The organism is Cryobacterium sp. TMT1-19 (genome assembly GCF_004403055.1).
GTDB lineage: Bacteria > Actinomycetota > Actinomycetes > Actinomycetales > Microbacteriaceae > Cryobacterium > Cryobacterium sandaracinum.
The window spans coordinates 1-24,141 of the sequence record NZ_SOHB01000042.1; the positions used below are offsets into that span (position 1 = coordinate 1).

General features: G+C 68.2%; 23 protein-coding genes. 12 read left to right on the top strand and 11 right to left on the bottom strand.

Annotated elements, in window-relative coordinates; genetic code table 11:
• The 3 genes from E3T40_RS11330 to E3T40_RS11345 form a co-directional block, all read left to right on the top strand.
• On the top strand, window positions 1–708 hold a 708-nt coding region (locus tag E3T40_RS11330), incomplete at its 5' end, for a DUF222 domain-containing protein (protein ID WP_134543572.1).
• Window positions 709–1,115: 407 nt separating this feature from the next.
• On the top strand, window positions 1,116–1,724 hold the full coding sequence (locus tag E3T40_RS11340; protein WP_158252068.1) for a TetR/AcrR family transcriptional regulator: 609 nt from the start codon (window positions 1,116–1,118) through the stop codon (window positions 1,722–1,724).
• A 377-nt stretch (window positions 1,725–2,101) separates the two neighbouring features.
• Window positions 2,102–2,245 carry a hypothetical protein gene (locus E3T40_RS11345; RefSeq protein ID WP_134543578.1) on the top strand — a complete coding sequence of 48 codons (144 nt, stop codon included), beginning with the start codon at window positions 2,102–2,104 and terminating at the stop codon, window positions 2,243–2,245.
• An 18-nt stretch (window positions 2,246–2,263) separates the two neighbouring features.
• Here E3T40_RS11345 and E3T40_RS11350 read toward each other — a convergent pair whose 3' ends face one another.
• Entirely contained in the window at window positions 2,264–2,965 is a 702-nt protein-coding gene (locus E3T40_RS11350; protein WP_104195097.1) for a response regulator, read from the bottom strand.
• Entirely contained in the window at window positions 2,958–4,634 is a 1,677-nt protein-coding gene (locus tag E3T40_RS11355; protein ID WP_134543581.1) for a sensor histidine kinase, read from the bottom strand. Before E3T40_RS11355 ends, E3T40_RS11350 begins: the two co-directional genes overlap by 8 nt.
• Before the next feature lie 148 nt (window positions 4,635–4,782).
• Here E3T40_RS11355 and E3T40_RS11360 point away from each other — a divergent pair, with 148 nt between their 5' ends.
• The 4 genes from E3T40_RS11360 (at window position 4,783) to E3T40_RS11375 (ending at window position 9,673) form a co-directional block, all read left to right on the top strand.
• Complete coding sequence (locus E3T40_RS11360; RefSeq protein ID WP_134543583.1) at window positions 4,783–6,162, top strand: cation:dicarboxylate symporter family transporter; 1,380 nt, start codon at window positions 4,783–4,785, stop codon at window positions 6,160–6,162.
• Between the two features lie 365 nt (window positions 6,163–6,527).
• Window positions 6,528–7,814: a glycine betaine/L-proline ABC transporter ATP-binding protein gene (locus E3T40_RS11365; RefSeq protein WP_134543586.1), complete on the top strand. Its 1,287-nt coding sequence runs from the start codon at window positions 6,528–6,530 to the stop codon at window positions 7,812–7,814.
• Window positions 7,811–8,698: a proline/glycine betaine ABC transporter permease gene (locus E3T40_RS11370; protein ID WP_104102826.1), complete on the top strand. Its 888-nt coding sequence runs from the start codon at window positions 7,811–7,813 to the stop codon at window positions 8,696–8,698. Before E3T40_RS11365 ends, E3T40_RS11370 begins: the two co-directional genes overlap by 4 nt.
• A gap of 78 nt (window positions 8,699–8,776) precedes the next feature.
• Complete coding sequence (locus tag E3T40_RS11375) at window positions 8,777–9,673, top strand: glycine betaine ABC transporter substrate-binding protein (RefSeq protein WP_134543589.1); 897 nt, start codon at window positions 8,777–8,779, stop codon at window positions 9,671–9,673.
• A gap of 379 nt (window positions 9,674–10,052) precedes the next feature.
• On the opposite strand, the gene E3T40_RS11380 is transcribed toward E3T40_RS11375, so the two are convergent.
• The 7 genes from E3T40_RS11380 to E3T40_RS11410 all read right to left on the bottom strand — a co-directional run bounded on the left by E3T40_RS11380 (window position 10,053) and on the right by E3T40_RS11410 (window position 14,228).
• Window positions 10,053–10,835: an alpha/beta hydrolase gene (locus tag E3T40_RS11380; protein WP_134543592.1), complete on the bottom strand. Its 783-nt coding sequence runs from the start codon at window positions 10,833–10,835 to the stop codon at window positions 10,053–10,055.
• A 100-nt stretch (window positions 10,836–10,935) separates the two neighbouring features.
• Window positions 10,936–11,529: a CbiQ family ECF transporter T component gene (locus E3T40_RS11385; protein WP_134543595.1), complete on the bottom strand. Its 594-nt coding sequence runs from the start codon at window positions 11,527–11,529 to the stop codon at window positions 10,936–10,938.
• A gap of 10 nt (window positions 11,530–11,539) precedes the next feature.
• Window positions 11,540–12,220: an energy-coupling factor ABC transporter ATP-binding protein gene (locus E3T40_RS11390; RefSeq protein ID WP_134543598.1), complete on the bottom strand. Its 681-nt coding sequence runs from the start codon at window positions 12,218–12,220 to the stop codon at window positions 11,540–11,542.
• Window positions 12,217–12,876 (bottom strand): biotin transporter BioY, encoded by a 660-nt coding sequence (locus E3T40_RS11395; RefSeq protein WP_104195102.1) that lies wholly within the window; start codon window positions 12,874–12,876, stop codon window positions 12,217–12,219. Before E3T40_RS11395 ends, E3T40_RS11390 begins: the two co-directional genes overlap by 4 nt.
• Before the next feature lie 67 nt (window positions 12,877–12,943).
• Window positions 12,944–13,387: a YdeI family protein gene (locus E3T40_RS11400; RefSeq protein ID WP_198411987.1), complete on the bottom strand. Its 444-nt coding sequence runs from the start codon at window positions 13,385–13,387 to the stop codon at window positions 12,944–12,946.
• 168 nt (window positions 13,388–13,555) lie between these two features.
• The gene (locus E3T40_RS11405) at window positions 13,556–13,948 is read right to left on the bottom strand and encodes a hypothetical protein (RefSeq protein WP_134543603.1); all 393 of its coding nucleotides are present in this window, start codon (window positions 13,946–13,948) and stop codon (window positions 13,556–13,558) included.
• A gap of 91 nt (window positions 13,949–14,039) precedes the next feature.
• Window positions 14,040–14,228, bottom strand: coding sequence for a hypothetical protein (locus E3T40_RS11410; RefSeq protein ID WP_104195104.1), 189 nt, complete (start codon window positions 14,226–14,228; stop codon window positions 14,040–14,042).
• Between the two features lie 106 nt (window positions 14,229–14,334).
• Here E3T40_RS11410 and E3T40_RS11415 point away from each other — a divergent pair, with 106 nt between their 5' ends.
• The 4 genes from E3T40_RS11415 to E3T40_RS11425 are packed head-to-tail and all read left to right on the top strand — an operon-like array spanning window position 14,335 to window position 19,773.
• Complete coding sequence (locus E3T40_RS11415) at window positions 14,335–14,952, top strand: TetR/AcrR family transcriptional regulator (RefSeq protein WP_241981752.1); 618 nt, start codon at window positions 14,335–14,337, stop codon at window positions 14,950–14,952.
• A gap of 8 nt (window positions 14,953–14,960) precedes the next feature.
• The gene (locus E3T40_RS11420) at window positions 14,961–17,012 is read left to right on the top strand and encodes an MMPL family transporter (RefSeq protein WP_241981753.1); all 2,052 of its coding nucleotides are present in this window, start codon (window positions 14,961–14,963) and stop codon (window positions 17,010–17,012) included.
• Complete coding sequence (locus E3T40_RS17110) at window positions 17,009–17,860, top strand: hypothetical protein (RefSeq protein ID WP_241981754.1); 852 nt, start codon at window positions 17,009–17,011, stop codon at window positions 17,858–17,860. The genes E3T40_RS11420 and E3T40_RS17110 overlap by 4 nt, the downstream gene beginning before the upstream one ends.
• Window positions 17,857–19,773 carry a YhgE/Pip family protein gene (locus E3T40_RS11425; RefSeq protein ID WP_134543608.1) on the top strand — a complete coding sequence of 639 codons (1,917 nt, stop codon included), beginning with the start codon at window positions 17,857–17,859 and terminating at the stop codon, window positions 19,771–19,773. The genes E3T40_RS17110 and E3T40_RS11425 overlap by 4 nt, the downstream gene beginning before the upstream one ends.
• A gap of 457 nt (window positions 19,774–20,230) precedes the next feature.
• On the opposite strand, the gene E3T40_RS11430 is transcribed toward E3T40_RS11425, so the two are convergent.
• The gene (locus tag E3T40_RS11430) at window positions 20,231–21,007 is read right to left on the bottom strand and encodes a PspA/IM30 family protein (RefSeq protein WP_134543610.1); all 777 of its coding nucleotides are present in this window, start codon (window positions 21,005–21,007) and stop codon (window positions 20,231–20,233) included.
• Entirely contained in the window at window positions 21,004–21,672 is a 669-nt protein-coding gene (locus E3T40_RS11435; RefSeq protein ID WP_134543613.1) for a hypothetical protein, read from the bottom strand. The genes E3T40_RS11430 and E3T40_RS11435 overlap by 4 nt, the downstream gene beginning before the upstream one ends.
• Before the next feature lie 203 nt (window positions 21,673–21,875).
• On the opposite strand from E3T40_RS11435, the gene E3T40_RS11440 reads away from it, so the two are divergent.
• A complete protein-coding gene (locus E3T40_RS11440; RefSeq protein ID WP_134543729.1) occupies window positions 21,876–24,128 on the top strand; it encodes a bifunctional alpha,alpha-trehalose-phosphate synthase (UDP-forming)/trehalose-phosphatase in 2,253 nt (750 codons plus the stop codon).
• Window positions 24,129–24,141: the final 13 nt, after the last annotated feature.

Here is a 24,141-nt window from a genome sequence, read left to right on the forward strand (position 1 = left end):
GAGTTCGTGCTCTCCACCTTCGACTCCATCACCGGACCCCGCCGCGGCGGAGTGCGCTTCGTCGACCCGGAACGCGCCGCCTGGGCCCAGAAAATGCAGGACGACCCGCGCAGCACCGAGCAGATCAACGCGGACTCCCTCGTGCAGCTGCTGAAGATCGCCGGCGAAGCCGACCCCGGCCGGGTCTTCGGCGGACGCCGCCCGGCGGTGCGCGTGATCGTGACCGAGAAGGCGCTCACGGCTGAGACCGGCGAGCCGGGTCCCGCCGAACCCGCCGCTCACGGGCAGATCGAGGGCAACCCGGTCCCGATCTCGCAGGAAACCATCGACCGGTTGCTCTGCGAGACCGGCACCCGCGGCATCAAATTCGACGACATCGGCCAGATCATCGACGTCGGCCGTGACGAACGACTCTTCACGGAGGCACAGCGCGCCGCGATGGGAGTGCGCGATGGTGGATGCCTCTGGGTCGGCTGCGACCGATCACCGGCCTGGAGCGAAGCCCACCACATCAACGAATGGCTCACAGACAGTGGAGACACCAACCTCGCCGACGGAGTGCTGCTCTGCCACCCGCACCATCTGCTGCTGCACAACCAGCACTGGAAGATCACCCGCACGAGAACGCAATACTGGCTGCGGCCACCGGTGGAAAACGATCCGGAGCAGACACTGATCGCACTATCGAGCAAGGCGGTGGGGCTGTAGGGCGTGGCTCTGGTCCCGGGTCTTGACAGGCTCGACCACCGGCAGGGAACCTCCGAGGGGCGGGTCGCCGGGACTGGGCAGGCTCGACCCCCCCCCCCCCCCCCCCCCCCCCCCCCCCCNCCCCCCCCCCCCCCCCCCGCGGGCTTGACCGTTGGGGGCGGGAAAGAGGCACTCCGTGGAGGGCGATGGGGTTTGGCTCGGGGGAGCAGACCCCAGCCAGATGCGAATCCGACTGGGGTTGCGTTGGTCCCCGGGTCCCCCTGAATCCTCCCGGTCAGTCGAGAACTGAATCTCACCCGGGGACTTGTACGATCGTACAGCACTCTCAGGTGAAGGCGTCCCGGCCCGATGGTTAGGCTGGTATATCGCACCATTCGGTCGAACGGTGACGATTCCCGGAGGTGCTGGTGGCTGGAAGTGATGCTCGCAGGATCGAGGCGCGTGAACGCATCCTGGCAGCGGCGGCAATCGAATTCGCCGACCGCGGCTACGCGGGCACCTCGATCGGCCTGGTTGCCGAGAAGTCGGGCACCGGCAAGGGGTTGGTACAGTACCACTTCAAAGCCAAGTCGGATATGGCGCTCGCGCTCGTGCATTCCTCGTTTTCGCGGGCTCCGTTCGCCAACGTACTGGGCGATGCGTCACCCATGCGCGGGATCGAGGCCATCGTGGCGTCGATCCGCGGGGTTGCCGGCGCTTTCCGGAACGACGTGCGCGTGCGGGCCTCGGTGCGGCTCGTGCGGGAATATCACCTGATCCCGGCAATCCTGCCGACCCCGTACGTGGGCTGGGTCGCGCGCATCGCGATGCTGCTTCGCGAGGCCGAGGCAGCGGGGGAGATCCCGTCCGGACTCGACCACGACCGCGAGGCCTGGCATCTGGTGGCGTACTTCAGCGGCGTTCAGGAGGTATCGAACCGGCTTGCCGAACGGGAGGACCTACCAGAACGGATCGAGGAGATGCTTGCACGGTCCCTGGCTACGCTGGGTGTGGTGGACCTCGACCGGTTCCTTTGAGAGCCTGGCCCCGCGCTGCCGTTGCGACAATCAGTCAGATCTCGTGTCTCACCGTCTCTCACAGACGGGCACCACCGCCGTTCACCCGCCCGCCGGCACGGGGTGACCCGCCGCGGGATACAACAACCGTTCCGGCGCTGGTTTCGGTTGCGCCTGAGGATCCTCCTTCGGTGCTGCGGTCCGCGCCGGTGGTCACGTCCGCCCCGACCCGCTGCCGGCTTCGCCCGTCGCGGCGTAAATTCGGCGGCCACTCGGTCTACTCTGTCTCCGACCGATCGGGGCCCACCGAAGGTTCGCCGGCTCACGACCAGACGAGAGACAACGAATGCTGTCGAGCTACCTGATTCGCCGAATCGTACGGGCGCGTCCGCGGAGTCGTGCACGCCGTGCTCAAGGATGCCGGTGCGGAGCTGCTGAACCTCCGGCCCGTCCCGGAGGCGAACAGCATCGCGTCGCTGATCCGGCATCTGACCCGGGCGCAGGACGACCACCTGTCCGAGATCATGAAGGAGGAGCTCTGAAACAGCTACCCGAACGGTTCACCGGCGCCAGACGTATTCGTTCTCTGGCCGCCCCGGCGTGCCGTAGCGCGGCGACCGCTCGAGCGAGCCGGTGTCGGCCAGATGCTCAAGGTAGCGCCGGGCGGTCACCCGCGAAATGCCGAGCTGCTCCATGACCTCGCTGGAGGAGACCGGAACGGTCTGCAGCTTCAGGAACTCGATCACCGCGCCCAGGGTGCCCTCGGACAGGCCCTTTGGCCGCGGCAGCTCGGTGGGCGTGCGCAGGCTCGCGAACGCCAGGTCCACGTCGGTCTGGCTGGTCATCGCGGACAGGCCGCCCAGCTGAAGCCGAAAGTGCCGATACTGCACCAGCTTCTGCGCGAAGGTCGAATAGGTGAACGGCTTGATCAGGTATTGAACAATGCCGGCCGCCACGGCGCCGCGCACGATGTGCAGTTCGCGCACCGCCGTGATGGCGATGATGTCCGTGGTCAGGCCGGCCGCGCGCATCCGTCGGCTCACGTCGAGGCCGTGCAGGTCGGGCAGGGTCATATCCATCAGCACCAGATCGATGGGCTGCCCGGCGGTGACGGCCGTAGCCAGGGCGCGCAGGGCGGAATGGCCGTCGCCGACGGTGCCCGCGTGCACGAAACCGGTCAGACGCCCGAGGTAGGCGGCGTGCGCCTCGGCCGCAATGGCTTCGTCTTCGACGACGAGCACCCGGATGTCCCGGTCAGTCATGCGATCCGCCCATCATCGCCGCGAGGTCGCGTTCGATGCCCGCGGCGGGCTGCTCCGGCTGCCGGGGGAGGGTGACCGTGAACACGGCCCCCTCGCGGCGGGTGATGCTGAGGCTGCCGCCGAGCCGGTTGACCGTCTGCCGCACCAACGCCAGTCCGAGGCCGCGGCCGAAACTGCCGGGCTCCTTGGTGCTGTAACCGCGGCGGAGGATGTCCGTCACGGCGTCCGGGTCGACGCCGGGCCCGGTGTCGGCCACCTCGATCGCCACCGACGAGGGCGTGGAGCCGACTGAGAGGTGCACCCGGCGGGGTGCCTCGCCGCCGGCGGCCGCGTCGAGCGCGTTATCGACCAGGTTGCCCACGACCGTGACCAGGTCCTGCGCCGTCAGGCCGGAATCGGCGAGGGTTCCGGCCGCCTCAACCGTGAGCAGCACGCCCAGCTCGCTGGCTTGGGCGAACTTGCCCATCAGCAGGGCGCTGAGCACCGGTTCGTCCACCGAGTCGAGCATGTCATCGGTGAGTTGCTGGCTGAGCTCCAGGTCTTTGGTGGCGAAATCGAGGGCCTCGGCGCTGCGCCCGAGTTCCATCAGGGACACGATGGTGTGAAGCCGGTTGGCGTGCTCATGGGTCTGGGCGTGCAGGGCATCCGAGAGGGTGCGCATCGACCGGAGCTCGCTGCCCATCGATTGCAGGTCGGTGTGGTCGCGGATGGTCGCAACCCAGCCCATCGGCGCGGGTTTGGTGCGGCCGCTGCCCGGTTTCAGTGCCGGCAGCTGGCTGACGACCAGCACGCGCGTGTCGGTGACGTGGATCTCGTCGGTGGCGGGGCGGCCGCTCTTCAGTAGCTCGGCGAGCGCCGGGGGAAGGTCGAGACGGTCAAGGCTCTGCGTGGCGGCGGAGGATGCCCGGCCCTCAGTCGGTGAGCGCGGCGGCAGGCCCAGCAGCCGGGCAGCCTGATCGTTGTAGAGCACGACCTCGCCCGTGAGAGTGACGAGCACGAGACCCTCCCGCACCGAATGCAGCACCGAGTCGTAGTAGACGAAGAGCTGGGCGAGCTGCTCCGGTCCCCAGCCGAGCGTGACCCGGCTCAGATAGCGACCGAGCAGCCAGGCGGCGAGGGTGCCCGTGGCTAGCAGCATCAGGGCCACCCCCAGCACGGCCGGCAGCCGCGCGCTCAGCGCGATGGAGAGGTTGCTCGTCTTCACCCCCGCAGCCACCAGGCCCTGAACGGCTCCCTGCTCGTCGGTGATCGGAACGACGGCCCGCACCGAGGGTCCGAGCGTGCCCGTGGTCACCTCGGTGAACGGTTCCCCGGCCAGGGCGGGCGTGACGGTACCGATGTAGGGGCGGCCGATCTCCAACTCGGTCGGGTGGGTCCAGCGGGTGCGGTCGGGCGCCATGATCGTGATGAAGTCGAGGGTGGCGTCGGCGGTGACCCGCTCGGCGTACGGCTGGAGCACCGCGCTGGGATCGGCTGAGCGGCTGGCCTCCAGTACGAGCGGGTTGTCGGCGATGGCGCTGGCGACGGACAGCATCCGTTCCTCGGCGGCGACGAAACCGCGGTCGCGGGCGTCCACGAAGGCCGCGGTGCCCGCGAACACGGTTATCGCCATGATGACCAGGGCGTTCGCCAGGAACAGGCGGCGCGCAATGCTCCAGCCTTGCCCCATCGCATCCTTCTTCCATTTGCGCGACCGTGACCAATATGACCGCAACAGTGACGCGGGCGCCTCGGTCGTCCAGTGTGAAACACACCACGGATGGTCCGGGCGCACCAGCGCCTCACCCCAGCCTAGTTACTAGACAAAGGAGTCTTTTATGGCATCACTGCCTCGCGCTCGCGCTGCACAGCCCGCGAAGAAGTTTGACAAGTCCCACTACCTGTACATGGCGGTCATCGTCGCGGTGATCCTCGGCGTCATCGTCGGCCTGCTCTTCGGCGGCACAGGCGGATTCGCCGTCTCGCTCAAACCGCTCGGGGACATCTTCATCGCCCTGATCAAGATGATGATCTCGCCGATCATCTTCTGCACGATCATCCTCGGCATCGGGTCCATCGCGAAGGCCGCCACGGTCGGCAAGATCGGCGGACTGGCCCTCGGCTACTTCCTGACCATGTCCACCTTCGCCCTGGCGATCGGCCTCGTCGTGGGCAACGTGATCAAGCCCGGCTCAGGGCTCGATCTCACCGCGACCACCTTCGTGCCGCCGGAAGCCGCCGAATCGAACTTCTTCCTCGGCATCATCCCGACCACACTGTTCTCCGCACTGACCGCCGGCAACATCCTGCAGACCCTGCTGGTGGCCCTCATCGCCGGCTTCGCGCTGCAGAAGATGGGAGCCGCCGGCAAGCCGATCCTCGAGGGCATCGCGCACGTGCAGGCCCTGGTCTTTCGCATCCTGATCATGGTCATGTGGCTCGCGCCGATCGGCGCCTTCGGTGCGATCGCCGCCGTCGTCGGTGCCACCGGCTTCCAGGCCGTTATCAGCCTCTTCACCCTGATGGGCGCCTTCTACCTGACCTGTGTGCTCTTCATCGTCGTCATCCTCGGCGGGTTGCTCAAGATCGTCACCGGCATCAGCATCTTCAAGCTGATGCGCTATCTCGGCCGAGAGTACCTGCTGATCTTCTCTACCTCCTCCTCCGAGGCGGCGCTGCCGCGCCTGATCGCCAAGATGGAGCACCTCGGCGTCTCCAAGCCGGTCGTGGGCGTCACGGTTCCCACCGGATACTCCTTCAACCTCGACGGCACCGCGATCTACCTGACCATGGCGTCGCTCTTCATCGCCACGGCCATGGGTCAGCCGCTCGCCCTGGGCGAGCAGATCGGGCTCCTCGCCTTCATGATCATCGCCTCCAAGGGTGCCGCCGGAGTGTCCGGTGCCGGGATCGCGACCCTGGCCGCCGGCTTGCAGGCCCACGCCCCGCAGCTGCTTGAAGGAGTCGGCTTCATCGTGGGCATCGACCGCTTCATGTCCGAGGCCCGCGCGCTCACGAACTTTACCGGCAACGCCGTCGCCACCGTGCTGATCGGATCCTGGACCAAGGAGATCGATCGTGCCCAGGTCGACCGGGTGCTCGACCGTCACGAGCCGTTCGACGAGACCACGATGATCGCCCACCACGGTGTGCCCAGCGCCGCCGAAACGGCCGCCGCGACCGAGAAGTCCGCGCAGATCGCGGCGCTCAAGGCCTGAGTCCGGCCCGGGTCGTCGAACGCGACCCGGCACGGATGCTCCGCGGCGACTGTCTCGCGGCCTGCGGTAGGGCTGGTTCTCCCCGCTACCCGAAACCGTCGAAATCGCTGCTTCTGCGACGCAAATACCCCCGTGTTAGGGTAGCTGCTGGTCTTACGACCCTTCACCAGGACGCGAATGTACAGCCACGGCCCCATCGGTACGGCGCTTCGTATGGTGAGGCCATGACGGATGCGATCCCCATGATCGTTCCAGCCCACGCTTTCCATCGCGTCGAGGCCGGTCACGGCCTACCCGTCCGACACAGCGTGCATCCGTTCCGTCGGCCGTGATTCGGCCCCGCCCGGCGTGCACCGGGAGAATCCGTGACCGACACTATTGCCGTGAAGGCAGATCGACTGTACAAAGCGTTCGGGCGTCGTCCGCACGAGCTCGTCAAGAAGCTGACCGCGGGAGCCAGCCGCGATGAGGTGTCCTCGCTGGGCACCGCCGCCGTTATCGACGCCTCATTCGAGGTTCACCGCGGCGAAATCTTCGTGGTGATGGGGTTGTCCGGTTCGGGCAAATCCACCCTGATCCGCATGCTCAACGGGCTACTGGACGCCACCTCCGGCAGCGCGACGGTGGCCGGCCAGGCCATCACCGGCATCTCCGCCGCCGCGCTGCGCGAGGTGCGCCGCACCAATATTTCCATGGTGTTCCAGCACTTTGCCCTGCTACCGCATCGCACCGTGATCGACAACGTCGCCTACGGACTCGAGGTGCAGGGCATGGGCCGCGAGGAGCGGCTCGCCAAGGCGCGCACCATCATCCGCCTCGTCGGGCTCGACGGCTGGGCCGACAGCCTGCCGTCCGAGCTTTCCGGCGGAATGCAGCAGCGAGTCGGCCTCGGCCGGGCCCTCGCCGCCGACACCGACGTACTCCTGATGGACGAGGCGTTCTCGGCCCTTGACCCGCTGATCCGCCGCGAAATGCAGGAGCAGCTGATCGAGCTGCAGGCCGAGCTCGGCAAAACCATCATCTTCATCACCCACGACCTCAACGAGGCCATGTTCCTCGGCGACCGCATCGCGGTCATGCGCGACGGTCGCATCGTTCAGATCGGCACCCCCGAGGAGATCCTGACCGACCCGGCGAACGACTACGTCGCTCAGTTCGTGCAGGATGTCGACCGCGCCCGGGTGCTGACCGCGGCCAGCGTGATGGAGCCCGTGCGCTCCGTGGTCACGATCACCGGCGGTCCCCGAGCTGCGCTCCGCACCATGCGCGACCTGCAGACCTCCGCCACCTTCGTGCTCAACCGCGACCGCACCTTCGCCGGTGTGGTGCGCGATCGCGACGTGCTGGGGCAGGTCAAGGCCGGCGAGACCGATCTGCGCGCGATAGTGCGCACGGATGCGATCTCCGTCAACCCGGACACCCCGCTGGTCGACCTGGTCGAACCCTCGGTCGGCAGTGACCTGGCCATCGCCGTGGTCGATGAGAAGAACCGTCTGCTCGGCGTCATCCCGCGGGTGACCCTGCTGGCCGCGCTCGGCAACGTGAGCACGAATACGGGGGACGTGCCCGTGATCGAGCCCGCGGCCACGATTTCCATCAGCGTGATCACCGAAACCCTCCGCGACACCGCTCTGGAAGGAGCCGACCTGTGAACGACTTCCGACTTCCTCTGGGTACCCTCGTGGAGGGGTTCATCGACTGGATCACCGACACGTTCGGGTTCTTATTCGACTTCATCCGGGCCGTCTTCGACGGTGCCTACGAACTGGTCGACTTCCTCCTGGTGGCGCCGCCCTTCTGGGTGATCATCGTGCTCTCGGCGGGGCTGGCCCTGGCCACCCGCGGTTGGAAATTCATGGTCGGTACCGTCCTCGGTCTGATCGTCGTCGTCGGCGTCGACCAGTGGGAGAACGCCATGGACACCCTCGCACTGGTGTTGGTCGCCAGTGTGCTCGCGATCGCCCTCAGCCTGCCGCTCGGCATCCTGGCGGCGAAGTCCGCGGTGGCGTCCAACATCATCCGGCCGATTCTCGACTTCATGCAAACCATGCCGGCCTTCGTGTACCTGATTCCCGCGCTGATCCTGTTCCGCGTGGGCGTCGTGCCCGGAATCGTGGCCACCATCATCTTCGCGATGGCTCCGGGAGTCCGCCTCACCGAGCTGGGCATCCGCGGGGTCGACCGAGAAGTGGTTGAGGCCGGACAGGCCTTCGGCGCCTCGCCCTGGCGCATCCTCCGGCAGATCCAGCTTCCGCTGGCGATGCCGACGATCATGGCGGGTATCAACCAGGTCATCATGCTCTCCCTGTCGATGGTCGTCATCGCCGGTATGGTCGGTGCCGGGGGGCTGGGAGCGGATGTCGTCGCCAGCCTGAACCGCATCGACGTCGCACTCGGTTTCGAAGCCGGCCTCGCCGTGGTGATCCTCGCCATCTTCCTTGACCGCCTGACCGCCGCACTCGGCACCGGCGACACCCCGCTCGGTCGAATCATGTCGGCCCGCAAGCGCCGCGCCCAGCAAGCCCTGGCCGCCTGAGTCAGTGCGCCGCGCACACGACCTCCTGATTTCTGATTCTGCCCCGGTCGCCCACCAGGCGACACGAAAGGAAACAATATGAAAAACCGATCACTGTCCCTCATCGCCCTCGGAGCCGTTGGGCTCCTCGCACTCAGCGGCTGCGCCTCGGCCGAGGCCGCCGTCGTCGGCGACGGGAACAAGGACCAGAAAGACATCACCATCGCCGTGTTCAACGGCTGGGATGAAGGCGTCGCGGTCTCCGAACTGTGGAAGGCCATCCTCGACGAGAAGGGCTACAACGCGGAGTTGGAATACGCCGACGTTGCCCCCGTCTACTCGGGTCTCTCCACCGGAGACTACGACATCAACATGGATGTCTGGATGCCACAGACCCACGCGTCCTACGTGAAGGAGTACGGCGATGACATCGTCGACCTCGGCGCATGGAACGAGGAATCCCGCCTGACCATCGCCGTCAACAAGGATGCCCCCATCGATTCCCTCGACGAGCTGGCCAGGAACGCCGACAAGTTCGGCAACCGCATCGTCGGAATCGAACCCGGAGCCGGCCTGACCAAGGCCACCACTGAGAAGGTCATCCCGGCCTACGGCCTCGACGACATGGAATACCTGACCTCATCGACCGCAGCCATGCTCACCGAGCTGACCGCGGCCACCAAGGCCGGCGAGAACATCGTCGTCACCCTGTGGGAGCCGCACTGGGCCTACGGTTCGCTGCCGATCAAGACCCTCGAGGACCCCAAGGGAACCCTGAAGAACACCGAGTCGCTCCACAGCTACGCCAAGTCCGACTTCGCCGAGGACTTTCCGCAGGCCACCGAGTGGATCAAGGGCTTCGACATGGACCTCAACAAGCTGTACTCGCTTGAGAAGGCCATGTTCGTCGACTACGACGGCAAGGACTACGAGCCGATCGTGGCGAAGTGGATCTCCGAGAACCAGGAGTACGTGGACTCTCTGACCACCACGTAACACAGAACACAACACGAGAGCGGCAGGAGAGGCCCCGGTCAAGGAGACCCGGGCCTTTCTTGCACCTCAGCGGGGCAGCACGGATGTGCGCCCCCGGGTGTCGAAGGCGGCCGACCGCGCCCCGCAGGGTGCCGGGGCGACGCTGGGCGAGGAAGGCCTGCAGGCGCGGCGAAGGTTTCCAGCCCACGACCGCGCTGTCGACGGGAACTGCCCTGGTGCCGTCGCCGAGCTCGACGGCGATTGTCTGGGCAATGGTTGCCCTGGTTTTGGAGGTCGAATCGAAGATGACCAGGGTGCTCACGCCGTGCTCCAACGATCGGGTTCGTCAGGTGCCGGCCGCTTCAGTGCACCGCAACCGCGGACCGGGGAAGGTTGCCGACTACGGGGTTGTCTGTGTCAGGAATTCAGTGAGCTCGCGAGTGATTTCGGCGGCAACGGCATCCGTTGACATGGTGGCAACACCGTCGCCGTTCTCGACGCCGTAGTCGCCGAACCGCGCATGGTTGGCTCCTTCGATTTCGACGAAACGGGTGTCGGGCACAAGTAGATCTGCGCTGTCGGTGATCTTCTCCGGGGTGCTGAGGCCGTCGGCGCTCCCGCTGAGGCTGAGGGCCCGCAGATCGGTGCGCTCCGGCGCGGCCGCACAGTAGCTGCCGAACAGCACCAGCCCGGCCACCGCGGGATCGTCCGCCAGCATGCAGGCTCGCACGCCGCCGATCGAGTGGCCGCCCACGAACCAGGTGGAGACGTTGCGGACGGCGTCGGTGAAAGTGGACAACGTCCGGCGGTCGAAGATGGCGAGGTTGAGCACCGGCTTGGTGATCACAACGGTCACCCCGGTGTCTTCGACCGTGCCCGCCAGCTTGTAGAGGTAGGCATAGGGGTCAACCCGGGCACCGGGAACGAAGACCAGGCCGATGTCGCCGGCGTCGTCGGCGGGCGCGAGGACGACCGACGTGGGGGTGTCGGTGACGGTCACGTTCGGGTTGGCGAAGACCTCGTCCGCCGCGGCCCGATCGGCCACGCGCACCGTGTTCGCCCAGGCCAGGAACACGATCACGACGAGTGCGAACGCGGTCAGGCTCCACCAGCCGCCGGCCCGGATGCCGCGCCGCAGCCGTCCTCGTCGCCGTGCCTCGGTCGTGCCGCCGGGCTGGGTCATCGCGCTCCGCTCCTCGCCTGTCCGGTCGGGGTGAGACCGGAAACCGCTGGTGGTCTCAACCTAGCCGCAACCGACCTGCCGGGGCCGAACCGCTCCGGCCTCAGTCGTCGAGACCGCGGGCGGCCAGAGCCTCGCCGATCGCATCCGCGGCGTAGAGCGAGCGCACGACCACCGGCACGGCCAGGGCGAGCAGCGAACCCTGGGTGCCGCGCGCCCGACGGGCCTCGATCACCTCGGACACGATCTCGGTGACGAGCGGGATGCACCGCAGGGTGAGGGCGAGGAGGAGGCCGACCCGGTCGGCGTCGACCCAGCGACGGAACGGTCGCAGAAGCTTCTGAAAGCCCTCGAGCACGGCCGTGACCGTGGTCGTCACGGTGAACAGCGCCGCCAGCGCCACGGCGATCAGCAGCCGCCCGGCCATCAGGCCGGCCGTGGTCCAGCCGGCGAACAGCGCCTGAAGTGGAACGGCGATCACCAAAATCCACAGGAGCGGGCCGATCTGCTGCCACGCCGCGCCCAGCGGCACCCGCGCCGCCAGGAACAGTGCGGCGACCCCGAGAAGGCAGGCGCCCAGCTGCCAGAGCTCGCCGAGCGAGCCGACGAGCAGCACGGCGAGCGAGAGAAGCACGAGCTTGAGCAGCATCGGCGTGCGGTGGATCAGCGAGTGGCCGGGGTGATAGAGCCCGATCATGCCGGCCCGATCATGCCAGCAGCTCCCGGTACGCGCCGAGCGCGGCATCCGGTGCACCGTCGGCGACCACCCGGCCGTCCTCGATCACAATCACGCGGTCGAAGGCGGCGAGCAGGTCCAGCTGGTGGGTGACCACGATGACCTGCTGGCTCAGGCCGAGCAGAAGTTCGGTGATGCGCCGGGCATTGCGTGCGTCGAGCAGGGTGGTCGGCTCGTCGGCGACCACGATCTCAGGCTCCGCCACGAGCACGGCCGCCAGCGCCAGCAACTGCTTTTGGCCGCCGGACAGCCGGTGCGCCGGATGGTCGGCGTGCTGCTCGAGCCCGAAGCGCTCGAGCGCCGCCCGCGTGCGGGTCGAGATCTCGAGCGGGGTCAGCCCGCGGCGGCGTAGGGTGAAGGCGACGTCTTCGGCCACGGTGGGCATCACGATCTGGTTGTCCGGGTTGGTGAAGATGAAGCCGACCTGCCGGCGCACCGCCTTGGCGTTCCGGGCCACGTCGAGGCCGCCGACGCTCACGATTCCGGTGTCGGGCTTGATCAATCCGTTGATCAGGCGCACGAGGGTGGACTTTCCCGAACCGTTCGCCCCGACAATGCCGATGCGCTGTTCGGTGAGGGTCAGACGGATGTCCCGCAGCACCATCCGTTCACCGAACGCATGCGAGACACTGTCGAAGTCGATCCTGCTCATGATGCAGGCGTGACTGCTCCGGCGGTGACGTCGGCGGCCTCGGGCGCGGGAGCGGCGCTGCGGCGCGGCGGGATCAGACCCGGGTAGGCCCTGTGAACCTGGCGGGCCACCAGTACGGTCACGACCACCTTGATCAGGTCGCCGGGCAGAAACTTCGCGGCGTCGACGAGAGCAACCCAGAGCGGCAGGCCCAGGTTGATCGCGGTGACGGGCACGCCGATCAGGTAGACCACGACGATGCCGCCGAGGGTGGTGGCGCCGAGCGCCGCCCAGAGCCGGTAGCGGGGGAGGAGCAGGCCGGTCAAGTAGCCGATGACCAGGGCGCCGAGCAGCCAGCCGTAGAGGTAGCCGGCGGAGGGTGAGGTGGTGAACCAGACGATGCCGCCGCGCCCGCCAGACAGCAGCGGGAGGCCGGCTGCGGCGAGGGCGAGCAGGAGGAGCACGGCGAAGAAGCCCTTGCGCGCCCCGAGGATCGCCCCGGCCAGCATCACCCCGAGGGTCTGGAAGGTGATCGGCACGGCCACCGCCCCGATGCTCAGGGCGCCGGGCAGTCCGAGTGCGGCGATCAGGGCGGCGAAGATGGCGATCTGCGACAGGTCGCGCACGCTCATGATGCGGGGTGTCGGGGTGCGGGCGATGCGGGTGCTGGAAGTCATGTTCTTCAATCTAGAATTCCGCGGCAGGGCGAGTCCGAAGAAGACCTACAAAGAATGCGGCGGAACTCTATACGGGCGCGTCCGGCAAGCTCCTCGGCGCAGGGGTGTCTCGGGGTTTCTGCCGGTAGAGCGTTTCCCCGCGTTCGAGCATGCCGATGTAGGTCGCAATCTTCGCGGCGCGAGCCTCGGGCTGCTTCGCGCCGTCGAGGCGGAACGGGATCGCGAAGCGGTTCTGGGACGTGAGCGCCGGGAAGAACCCGGCGGGACGCATCCGCCCCTCCGCGATGAGGGTAAGGGCTGAGTCCCGGTTGAGCTGTGACCACACGCTGCGGGCTCGGCGGGGAGTGAAGGCCTGCGACAAGTAACCGTCGAGAGAGTTCACTTGCCCGTCGATCCAGCCGAAGCACAACGCGATCTCGAGCGCCTGGGATGGGTGGTCTCCGGTGCCGCAGGGCGTTTCTTCCGCAGCTGCAAACGGATGCGCTCGTCCGACGGAGTACTGCTGTGCCATGCTCACCCTTTGCTCCTGCGAAACAAGCACTGGACGATCATCCGCACCGGAACTCAGTGCCGACTGCGGTCACCGGTGCAGGTTGACCCGGAGTGGACGGTAATCGCGTTGCCGAGCGAGCGAGCGAGCGAGCGAGCAAGCAAGCAAGCAAGCGTGCGGGGCCGAGGGTCAGGCGACGAGGCGGGCGTTGTCCGTCGAAGCAGCGGCGGAGAAGCGCGGAAGGGTGGCCGTCGGCGCCCGCTCCGGTTCGGCCCAAACGGAGATCGGGGCGGGAATGAAGGGGAGCGCGGTGGGCTCGGCGGTGACCTCGCCGCGCAGAACGGCGGTCTCGGTGCGGAGCACGGAGGCCAGGGACGAGGCAATCTGATTCGCCTTCAGATCGTGGAAGATCACGTCGGTGTCGTCACTGCTGCGGGGAACCAGAGTCCACTGGCCTTGGGCGCCGACGAGACGAGCGATTTGGGTGTGCAGGAGCTCGAATACCTGAGCGTCGCTGAGCTCGGGAACGGGCGGGGGGATGACCGGTGCGACCGGTGCGACGCGACGTCGTCGACCAAACATCGGGATCCCCTTTCGGCTAACGTGCCCGTGAGCTCTTCAGTTTGCCGTGCGGCGCGCTACGGCCCGCGCTGACACGCCGACAGCGGAGGACTTAGTCCTCGATTCGGCGATCGTCGGCATCCTGGATGACGGTTCCGATGGCGACGGCGGCGCTGAGCAGCCAGCCGACCCACATCAGCGCCAGGCGCCAGTCGCGCGGACCGGTGCGGGTGGCGCTCAGAATGTTCCAACCGCCGGCGAGCACGCCGATGATGGCACTGCTGAAAATGAACTTTCGCATGAAGACCTCCGCGTCTAACGCTACCCGGAAGTTGCCCGGCTGCGTGTTTCCCGACAATCTGACCGATCGGACAGGCTCTGACCGATCGGTCAGGCACCGTGATCGGGTGACTCCAGAGCCCGTTGTGCCCCAGCCCCCACACAACCGCCAGAGCACCAGCGTAGAACTGCGCGCGACAGCGCTGGAACAGTTCGCCTCGGTCGGGTTCGCCGGCACCTCGCTGCAGCAGATCGCCGACGCGGCCGGGTACTCCAAATCGAGCGTGCTCTACCACTTCGCCTCCAAGGAAGCGCTCCTCGACGAGGTGCTCACCCCGGCGGTGAACCGGCTGGAGGCCATTCTCGAACGGTTCCTCGCCACCGAGGAGAGCGCCCTGACCCGGAGCCGGTTCGTGAACGACTTCATCGACTTCATCCTCGAATTCCGCCTCGAGCTGCACACCTTCATCAACCAGTCTCAGTCGCTGCGCGGCATCCCCGTGATCGACCGGGCAGGAGTGGTGATCGTGCGCCTCTCCGACACGCTTTGCCACGGCGATGCGAGTACGGAGGACCGCATCCGCTTCGGTATCGCCCTCGGCGGCGCCGCCTACACCCTGGTGGCCGGCATGACGTTCCTCGGGGAGGAGATAGCCCCGGTGGAAGAGGTCCGACCGGCTCTCCTGACCGTCATCACCGAGCTGCTTGCCCCTGTCACCGTTCGCACCGCCCCGTCCCGGAAGTAGCACCACCCATGGCAACCCTGCTCTATCGAATCGGCCACTTCGCCTACCAGCGTGCGGGCCTGGTGCTCGGCATCTGGGCCATCCTGCTGGTCGGGATCCTCGGCTCCGGGGTGGCCCTCGGTGGCCAGACCCAGGAGTCGTACGCGATTCCCGGCACGGAATCACAGGACACCATCGACAAGCTCGGCGAGGTGTTCCCCCAGGCGGCCGGCGCCGCGGTACAGGTTGTCTACACGGCCCCGGACGGGGCATCCGTCACCGACGAGCCTTACCGCACGGCCATCGTCGACATGGCGGCCGAACTCGCGGACGTGCCCGGCGTCGACTCGGTGCTGACGCCCTATGACGAATATGCGTCGGGCGCGATCTCCGACGACTCGGAGAGTGCGTTCAGCCAGGTTCAGTTGTCCGGCTTATCAACCGACGTCACCGCGGAAACCCTCGACGACGTGACCGGGACGCGGGATATCGCCGAGCAAGCCGGCCTCGAGGTCGCTTTCGGCGGCCAAGTGTTCCAGGACAACACCTTCGGCATCACCATCTCCGAGGTGCTCGGCCTGATCTTCGCGGGCGTGGTGCTGGTGATCACCTTCGGTTCGCTCGTATCCGCCGGGATGCCGCTGCTGATGGCCCTGATCGGCGTCGGCGTCGCCATCGGCGGCATCACCGTGATTTCCGCATTCGTGCCGGTCTCGAGCACGGCCCCCATGCTCGCCCTGATGCTCGGGCTCGCCGTAGGCATCGACTACGCGCTCTTCATCCTGTCGCGGCACCGCACGCAGCTCGCCAACGGGGTCGAACCACACGATTCGGCCGCCTCGGCCGTGGCCACCGCCGGCAGCGCCGTCGTCTTCGCCGGGATCACCGTGATCATCGCCCTGCTCGGGCTGCTCGTGGTCGGCATCCCGTTCCTCAGCGTGATGGGGCTGGGCGCCGCCTTCGCCGTGCTGGTCTCGATCTTCGTGGCGGTCACGCTCCTCCCCGCCGTTCTCGGCCTCGCCAAGGGGCGCCTCACTCCCAAGACGGGCAGCCGCGCGCACCACCGGGCCACCCGTCCAGACACCGGCCGGCCCACCCTCGGCAACCGCTGGGTCAACCTCGTGCTCAGGGCGCCGGTCGTGGCCGTGCTCCTCGTGGTGGGCGTGCTCGGCACGCTGGCGATCCCGGCCCTCAGCCTCGACCTGAACCTGCCTGACGGGGCGTCCGAGCCGGCCGGTTCGACGCAGCGAGAGGCGTTCACCATGCTCGAAAAGGGCTTCGGTCCGGGCTACAACGGTCCGCTCATCGTCGTCGTCGACATCACCCAGACGACGGGTATCTTCGGTGACCTCGACACCATCGGCGCGGCCCTGCGCACCCTGCCCGACGTGGCCTTCGTCGGCAAGGGCACTCCGAACCCGACCGTCGACACCGCCATCATCCAGGTCATGCCGGACAGCGCGCCGAACGCGCCCGAGACCAAGGCGCTCGTGCAGGCCATCCGCGATCTGGCACCATCGATCGACGACGACTTGGGCACCCCCATCGCCGTGACCGGCGCGACCGCCGTGTCGATCGACATCTCCAACCGCCTCAGCAACGCGCTCGTGCCGTTCGCCCTGATCGTGGTGGGGCTCTCGATCATCCTGCTGACCATGGTGTTCCGGTCGATCTTCGTGCCGATCAAAGCGGCCCTCGGGTTCCTGCTGTCGGTGGCCGCATCGATCGGCGCGACCGTGGCGATCTTCCAGTGGGGCTGGTTCTCCGAGCTGCTCGGGGTGGAAACCCCCGGGCCGATCCTGAGCTTCCTGCCCATCCTGCTGATGGCCGTGCTCTTCGGGCTGGCCATGGACTACGAGGTGTTCCTCGTCTCCGGCATGCGGGAGGAGTTCGTGAAGACCGGCCTGGCCCGCGAATCCATCGTGCACGGGTTCTCCCACGCCGCCCGCGTGGTCACGGCCGCCGCCCTGATCATGTTCTTCGTCTTCTTTGCCTTCGTGCCCGAGGGCACCGGGGCGATCGAGGCATCGCGTTCGCCCTCGCCGTCGGAGTCCTCCTCGACGCGTTCCTGGTGCGGATGACATTGGTCCCGGCCGCGATGGCCCTCGCCGGCGATGCCGCCTGGTGGCTGCCACGCTGGCTTTCCCGCATTCTGCCCAACGTCGACATCGAGGGTGAGGGTCTGCGCCGGCACCTGGCCGACAAAGAATGGGCCATCAGCCAGCCGCACGCCATCACGGCCGAGGGAGCCGTCTTCGGGCTGCCGGAGAGCCCCTTCGGGCCGCTGGACCTCACCATCGACGCCGGCGCGGTGGTGGTACTGACCGGCTCCGCCACCCACCGCCGCGTCGTCGCCGCCACCCTGGCCGGCCGGCTCGACCCGGTGTTCGGCCGCCTCCAGGTCATGGGCTTTCCGGTGCCGTCCGAGCGCAGCCGCGCCCTCTGCGCGGTGGCGCTCGCCGACGTGGGCGACAGCCGCGACAATGGGCTCACCGTGGGGGAGTTGCTGGCCGAACGGCTGGACCTGGCGCATCCGTGGTACCGCGCCGCGTCGCGCCGCTCGCTTCTCGCGGGGTGGATCGCGCGTCTGAACAGTGCGCTCGGCACCCCGTCGAGCGGCCGGGACGCCGGCCCGATCGTGGCCGGCACGACGGTATCGTCCCTCTCCGCCCTGGGCCGTGCCGCGGTGCTCGTGACGGCGGCGCTCACCGAGACCCCGGGAGTTGTCATCGTCGACCTCGGCGAGGGACTGCCCGTCGACCCGGCGGGGCGGGACCTCGTGCAGGTGCTGGCGATCCTCGCCCCGGCGTCAACCGCCCTCATCGTCGGTGCCGCCTCCTTCCCCGAGGCGATCGCGGTCTACCGCGGGGCCCGCCCGCTGCAGACCCTCGAACTCGATTCCCGTGACCGAAAGGCCCTGCAGCGATGAGCACCAGGCTTGAGAAACTGTTCAGCCGCACGCCCGGGCAGCGCCGAGGGGCCTTCGGGGCCCTGCTGGCGGGCCTGATCGTGGTGCCGCTGGCGGTTGCCGGACTCTTCGCCGGGGCCCTCGCCACCGCCGATCAGCGCGTGGACACGCTGCCGGCGATCGTCGTCAACAACGACGAGATCGTCACCACCACCCTGCCCGACGGCACCGAGCAGCCGGTGCTCGCCGGCCGCCTGCTCGTGACCGAACTCACCAAGCCTTCCGACGACGGGTCCGAGGCCACCGGGTTCGACTGGACCATCTCCAACTCCGCGGATGCCGCGGCGGCCCTGGCCTCCGGCGACGCCTACGCGGTGCTCACGATCCCGAAGGACTTCTCGGCGTCGGTGACCTCGCTGGGCGGGGCGGCTCCCACCCAGGCCGACCTGGGCATCCGCACGGATGACGCGCACTCGTTCCTGGCCGGATCGGTGGCCCAGTCGGTGGGCACCGCCATGTCGGGCGTCTTCGGCCGCGAGATCACCTCGCAGTACCTCAACGGGCTCTACACCAACCTGGCCATGCTGGGCGAGTCCCTCACGCAGGCGGCGGATGGCGCCGCGCGGGTTTCGATCGGGGTCACCGGCGTGGCCACCGGACTCGATTCGCTGGCCGGCGGCACGGCCGCCGCGGCATCCGGGGCTTCATCCGCCGCGACCGGCGCCGCCAGCTTCTCCTCCGGCGTCACCGAGTACACCCAGGGCGTCACCGGACTGAGCGACGGCCTGACCCGGCTGAGCACGGGCGCGGCCGGGCTGGCTCCGCTCGCGACCGGCCTACCGGCCTACGCGGCCGGGGTGCAGGCCAACGCCGACGGTTTCAGGCAGCTGAACGCGGCCATGCAGAGCGACCCGCGGGTCGCCGACTACGCGCCGGCCCTGCTGCAGCTCCAGGGCGGACTCGACGCCCTCGCCGCGCAGAGCACCGGCATCAGCCAGGCGGGTACGGGCCTCGAAGGCGTGCTCGATGGGGTGTCTCAGAGCGCCAACGGTGCGAGCCTGCTCTCCGCCGGTGGCAGCGACCTCCGCGGCGGTGCCAGCGACCTCGCCACCGGAGTTGCCGGCATCTCCACCGGCCTCTCGCAGCTGGTCACCGGAACAACGGATGCCGCGGCGGGCGCCCGCCTGCTCGAATCGGGCGCGGTCGAACTCGCCAGCGGACTGCAGGACGGCGCGGACAGCGCGGCCCCGCTCACCGACACCGACCCGGTGACGACCGCGGCGGTCGTCTCCGAACCGGTCGGCATCACCGCGGAGCGCGACAACGCCTTCGCGTCGATCGGCCCGGTCATCGGCATGGTCTTCGTGCCGATCGGCCTGTGGATCGGTGCCCTGGCGATCTTCCAGGTGATGAAGCCGCTGTCCGCGCTCGCGCTCGCGTCGACCGCGTCGACCGGCAACCTCGTGGCCCGCAGCCTCGGCCGTGCGTTCGGCATCGCTGCAGCGCAGGCCGTGGTCGTGGTGTTGTTGCTGCACAGCACGCTCGGCGTCTCGTGGTCGATCCTGCCGTCGACCCTGGCTTTCACGGTGTTCCTCGCCTTCGTGTTCGCGGCGGTGCACCACTTCCTCACGGCGGCGTTCGGCCGGGTCGGAATCGTGGTCTCCCTGGTACTGCTCGCGTTGCAGCTCACCGCGGTGGGTGGGCTCTACCCGATTGAGCTGGTGTCGGCGCCGTTCCAGATGATCAGCCCGTTCCTGCCGCTCACCTGGGCGGTGCGGGGCATGCAGGCCATTGTCTCCGGGGGAGGCGGCAGCGCCGGCGGGCCCGCGGCCATCCTGCTGATCTTCGCGCTGGTGAGCGTTCTGGCCTCGTACTGGACCGTCGCCAGCCGGCGCGGCGCCCGCTCGTTCGGCCTGGCGCAGGCCCGCAGCTGATGCGGGGCATCTGTTCCCGGAGGGAACGTGTGCGCGCCCGCGTGAGGTTGCGCCCCGTGCGCCGCACGAATTCGCCGGAGATTTTGGCTCACCCGAGCAACCGTAATTCAGGTCAGGTTCAGGCTCAGGCTCAGGCTCAGGGGAGCTTGCGTGCGTGGCTGACTCAGGACATCCGTCGCCCAAATTCTTCAGTCGGCGCGGACCAGTGCGGAACGGGTGCGGATACCCGGCTCGGCCCGGCCTGATCTCCTGAGGTGGCCACATCTCCCGCCTGATGCGCCGAAGTGCCTGTGCGGTTCGGGCATGCACCTCGCGCTTTGTTCTGCCCCGCAGCGCGAACGAATTCGACGGAGATTTTGCCAAGATAGGTCCAGGATGCCCCGGAAAGTAGCGTTTCCGCCAAAATCTCCGTCGAATTGGTTCGACGACCTGGCTCAGAGTTGGTCGACGACCAGGATCAGGGGAGAGGCGGGCCCTCGCCGATACTCAACCAGGCGTCGGTTCCTCCGCGAGCGTTCGGGCCGGGGCCCCGGTCCGTGGCGCGGGCCTCCTTCATCGTTTGAAGCTGGCGGTCGACAGCCGCTCTGGTCGCCCCCGCCGAGAGCTGCCGCTCGAGGTCCGCGTCGAGCGGGGCCGTGACATCGTTCAGAGCGCCGCTGGAGAGCAGCTCGTCGGTGGCGGCGGCGCGGGCCTGCATCTGGGTGACCCGGTCCTTGGCCCGGTCGAGGTCGGCACCGACCGTGCCCAGTTGCGAGCCGATGCCGGACGCGGCCTCGTTGGCCTTGACCCGAGCCTCGGAGGCAGCGTAGGTGGCCTTGATGGTCTCCTTCTCCGTGCGGAAAGCGGCGACCCGTTCGGCGAGGCGTCGTTCGTTGTCCTGCAGTTGCGCCTGCTGCTGCGCCAAAGCGAGGTACTGGTCACGGATGGCTGCCACCTGGCCCTCGAGGAGCGACCGGCGTTCCAGCGCCGTGCGGGCCAGATCTTCCCGGCCTTGGTTCAGCGCCTCCTGGGCCTGGTCGGCCAGCCGCTGGTAGCGGCCGCCCATGTCCTGCCCCTGCAGCTCAATTCGCTTCCTCGCCGTTGCGACCTCGGCCAGCCCCAGGCGCACCTGCTGGAGCGACTTCACCTGCTGCTCGTAGCTGTCGTCGAGGGCCTCGCGGGGGTCTTCGATCCGGGTCAGGGCCCGGTTTGACTTGCTGCGGAGGATGACGCGCAGCCGCGAGGTGAGGCTCATGATTCAGTCCTTCTGTTGAAAGTATTCATGGGCAGGGGCCGGCGCGGATCGGAGAACCCGTCGTTGCCGTTATGGGAGTGGCCGTTGAGGGAGTGGCCGTTGAGCGAGCGGCCGTTGAGGGAGCGCAACTCATCGACCCCAGCCCGGAGCGCGGCCACCTCGCGGTCGACCTCGGAGCGAAGGGCCGTGAGGGTGTCATCGGTGAGCTCTCCGAGACCGGCAGCGACGGCCGAGCGCAGCCGGCGCACCAACCCGGCCACTTGGTCGACACGGCGGCCGGCCACCGACAGCGCCTCGGCGAGCACGACAGGATCGGTCTCGCTCGTCAGCAGCCGCAGCTGCGATTGCAGCGTGACGCTTTCGCCCTGAATGCGACGGAAAAGTCGCGGAAGCTCGCCGAGCGGGCCCTGGCTGCTCCGGGCCAGGTCGACGGCTGCCTGACCACTGTCGAGAGATTCCATCAGCCGCAACTGCAGCTTCAGAACCTCGTGTTGCGGGCCCCAACTCAGGATGGTTCGAGAACGCAACACCGCGCCGGTCAGCCTGCGGCTACGGCGAATGCGCCGGTACAGCCTCCGCACCAGAACGAAGAACGAGACGAAGACAACGAGGCTGATGGTCGCGAGTGAGATCGACACCCAGCTCAGCAGTGAATTCAGGTCCATGGGTCCGCCTCTTTCAAACAGTCAGCCGGGGTCGCGCCACACCCGGACACAATCCAGGGGTTAAAGTACGCGCGTTACCTCAAAGTTGTCCCCATGTCGGGCGACCGTGGCCGAGGGGCCAGCCCGGCCACCGCTTTCGGCCCACTGGTAGCCTTAGGAGACCACCAAGGCGTCGCTCTGCGCCCGCCGGAACGGACGATCCCATTACCTCTGCAGCCGAACCCACGGCATCCGCCGCCCCGGACTCCACCTATTCGCTGGTCGTGGTCTCCAACCGCCTCCCGATCGAGATCGAGGTTTCCGAAGACGGAACCGAGGGCTGGCGCACCTCGCCCGGCGGCCTGGTCACCGCCCTTGAGCCCATGATGCGCAGCTCCGACGGCGCCTGGGTGGGCTGGCCCGGCATCGCCGACCGCTCGTTCGACCCGTTCGAGAACGACGGCATCTCCATCGTGCCGGTGCGGCTCAGCGAGTCGGAGTTGGAGGATTACTACGAGGGCTTCTCCAACGACACGATCTGGCCGCTTTACCACGACGTGATCGCGCCGCCGCGCTACCACCGCGAATGGTGGGAGGCCTACGTTCGGGTGAACCGCCGCTTCGCCGACGCCGCCGCATCCGCCGCTGCGCCCGGCGCCACGGTGTGGGTGCACGACTACCAGTTGCAGCTCGTGCCACGGATGCTGCGCGACGCGCGGCCCGACCTCGTGATCGGGTTCTTCAACCACATCCCTTTTCCGCCCTACGGGATCTATGCCCAGCTACCCTGGCGCAAGCAGATCCTCGACGGACTGCTCGGCGCCGACCTGATCGGTTTCCAGCGCCTCGCCGACGCCGGTAACTTCTCCCGAGCCGTGCGCCGCCTCTACGGCTATCCGACCCGCGGCGTCGCCATCGATGTGCCCGCACCCGAGGGCAAGCATCGCCGGGTGATCGCCAAGCACTTCCCGATCTCCATCGACGCCGCCGCCTACGAGGAACTGGCGCGGCGCCCCGAGATCCAGGAGCGGGCGCGCCAGATCCGGGAAGACCTCGGCAACCCCCAGACGATCATGCTGGGCGTGGACCGGCTCGACTACACCAAGGGCATCGCCCACCGCATCAAGGCGTTCGGCGAGCTGCTCGCCGACGGCAGCCTGAGCGTGGAGGACGTCACCCTGGTGCAGGTCGCCAGCCCCTCCCGGGAACGCGTCGGCCCCTACATCGCCCTGCGCGACGAGATCGAACTGGCCGTCGGCCGCCTCAACGGCGACTTCTCCACCATCAGCCACACCGCCATCAGTTACCACCATCACGGCTACCCGCGCGAGGAGATGGTGGCGCTCTACCTCGCGGCCGACGTGATGCTCGTGACCGCGCTCCGCGACGGCATGAACCTCGTCGCCAAGGAATACGTGGCCGTGCGCTTCGACCGCGACGGCGTGCTCGTTCTGAGCGAGTTCGCCGGCGCCGCCGACGAGCTCAAACAGGCCGTGCTGATCAACCCGCATGACATCGACGGCGTGAAGGCCGCCATCCTCAGGGCCGTCGCGATGCCCCGCCAGGAACGGCTGCGACGCATGCGCGCGCTCCGCCGCAAGGTCTTCGACAACGACGTCGACGCCTGGTCCTCTTCCTTCCTCCGAACCCTGACCGAAGGAGCCGGCGTGCGTCCCGGGATCCCCGACACCCTCGCCGGTGCGCTGAAGGATCTCAGCCGCGCCGACAACATCCTCGTGGCCCTCGATTTCGACGGGACGCTTGCCCCGCACGTCGACAAGCCCGAAGACGCGCGCGCAGTGGCAGGCACCCGCGAGGCCGTGCAGCGCCTGCTCGACCTCGACGGGGTGCGGGTCGCGTTCGTCTCCGGCCGGGCCCTGGTCAGCCTGCGGCACGTGTCGCAGCCGCAGACCGATGTGCTCCTCACCGGCTCGCACGGGATCGAGGTGCAGCTGGACACCCCCGAGATCGAACTCGACCTCGTCACCGAGGAACTCGAGCAGCTCGACGCCCTCGCCCGGGTGCTTGAGCGCATCTCCGGCAGCATCGACGGAACCTGGATCGAACGCAAGCCGGCCGGTCTGGCCCTGCACACCCGGCTGGCGACGCCTCGGAAAGCGGCGGCCGCCCTGAAGGCCGCACGCGAGGAGCTGGGCACGCTGCTGCCCGGCCTGACCGTGCGGGACGGCAAGGACGTGATCGAATTCGCGGTGCGTGCCAGCACCAAGGGCGACGCCCTTGAGCGGTTGCGCCGGCACGCGGGGGCCGACCGGGTCTTCTACGCCGGCGACGACACCACCGACGAAGACGCCTTCGCCGTGCTGCGACCCGGCGACGTCGGCCTCAAGATCGGGGCAGGCGACTCGCTCGCCGGCTACCGGGTGCGCGGCCCCGAAGACGTGCCGCTGGTGCTGGGCCTGATCGCCGATGCCCGCGCGGCCGTCGCCGCGGAGCGTGAGGCCGCCGCCGGAGCATGACCCCCGGGCGACG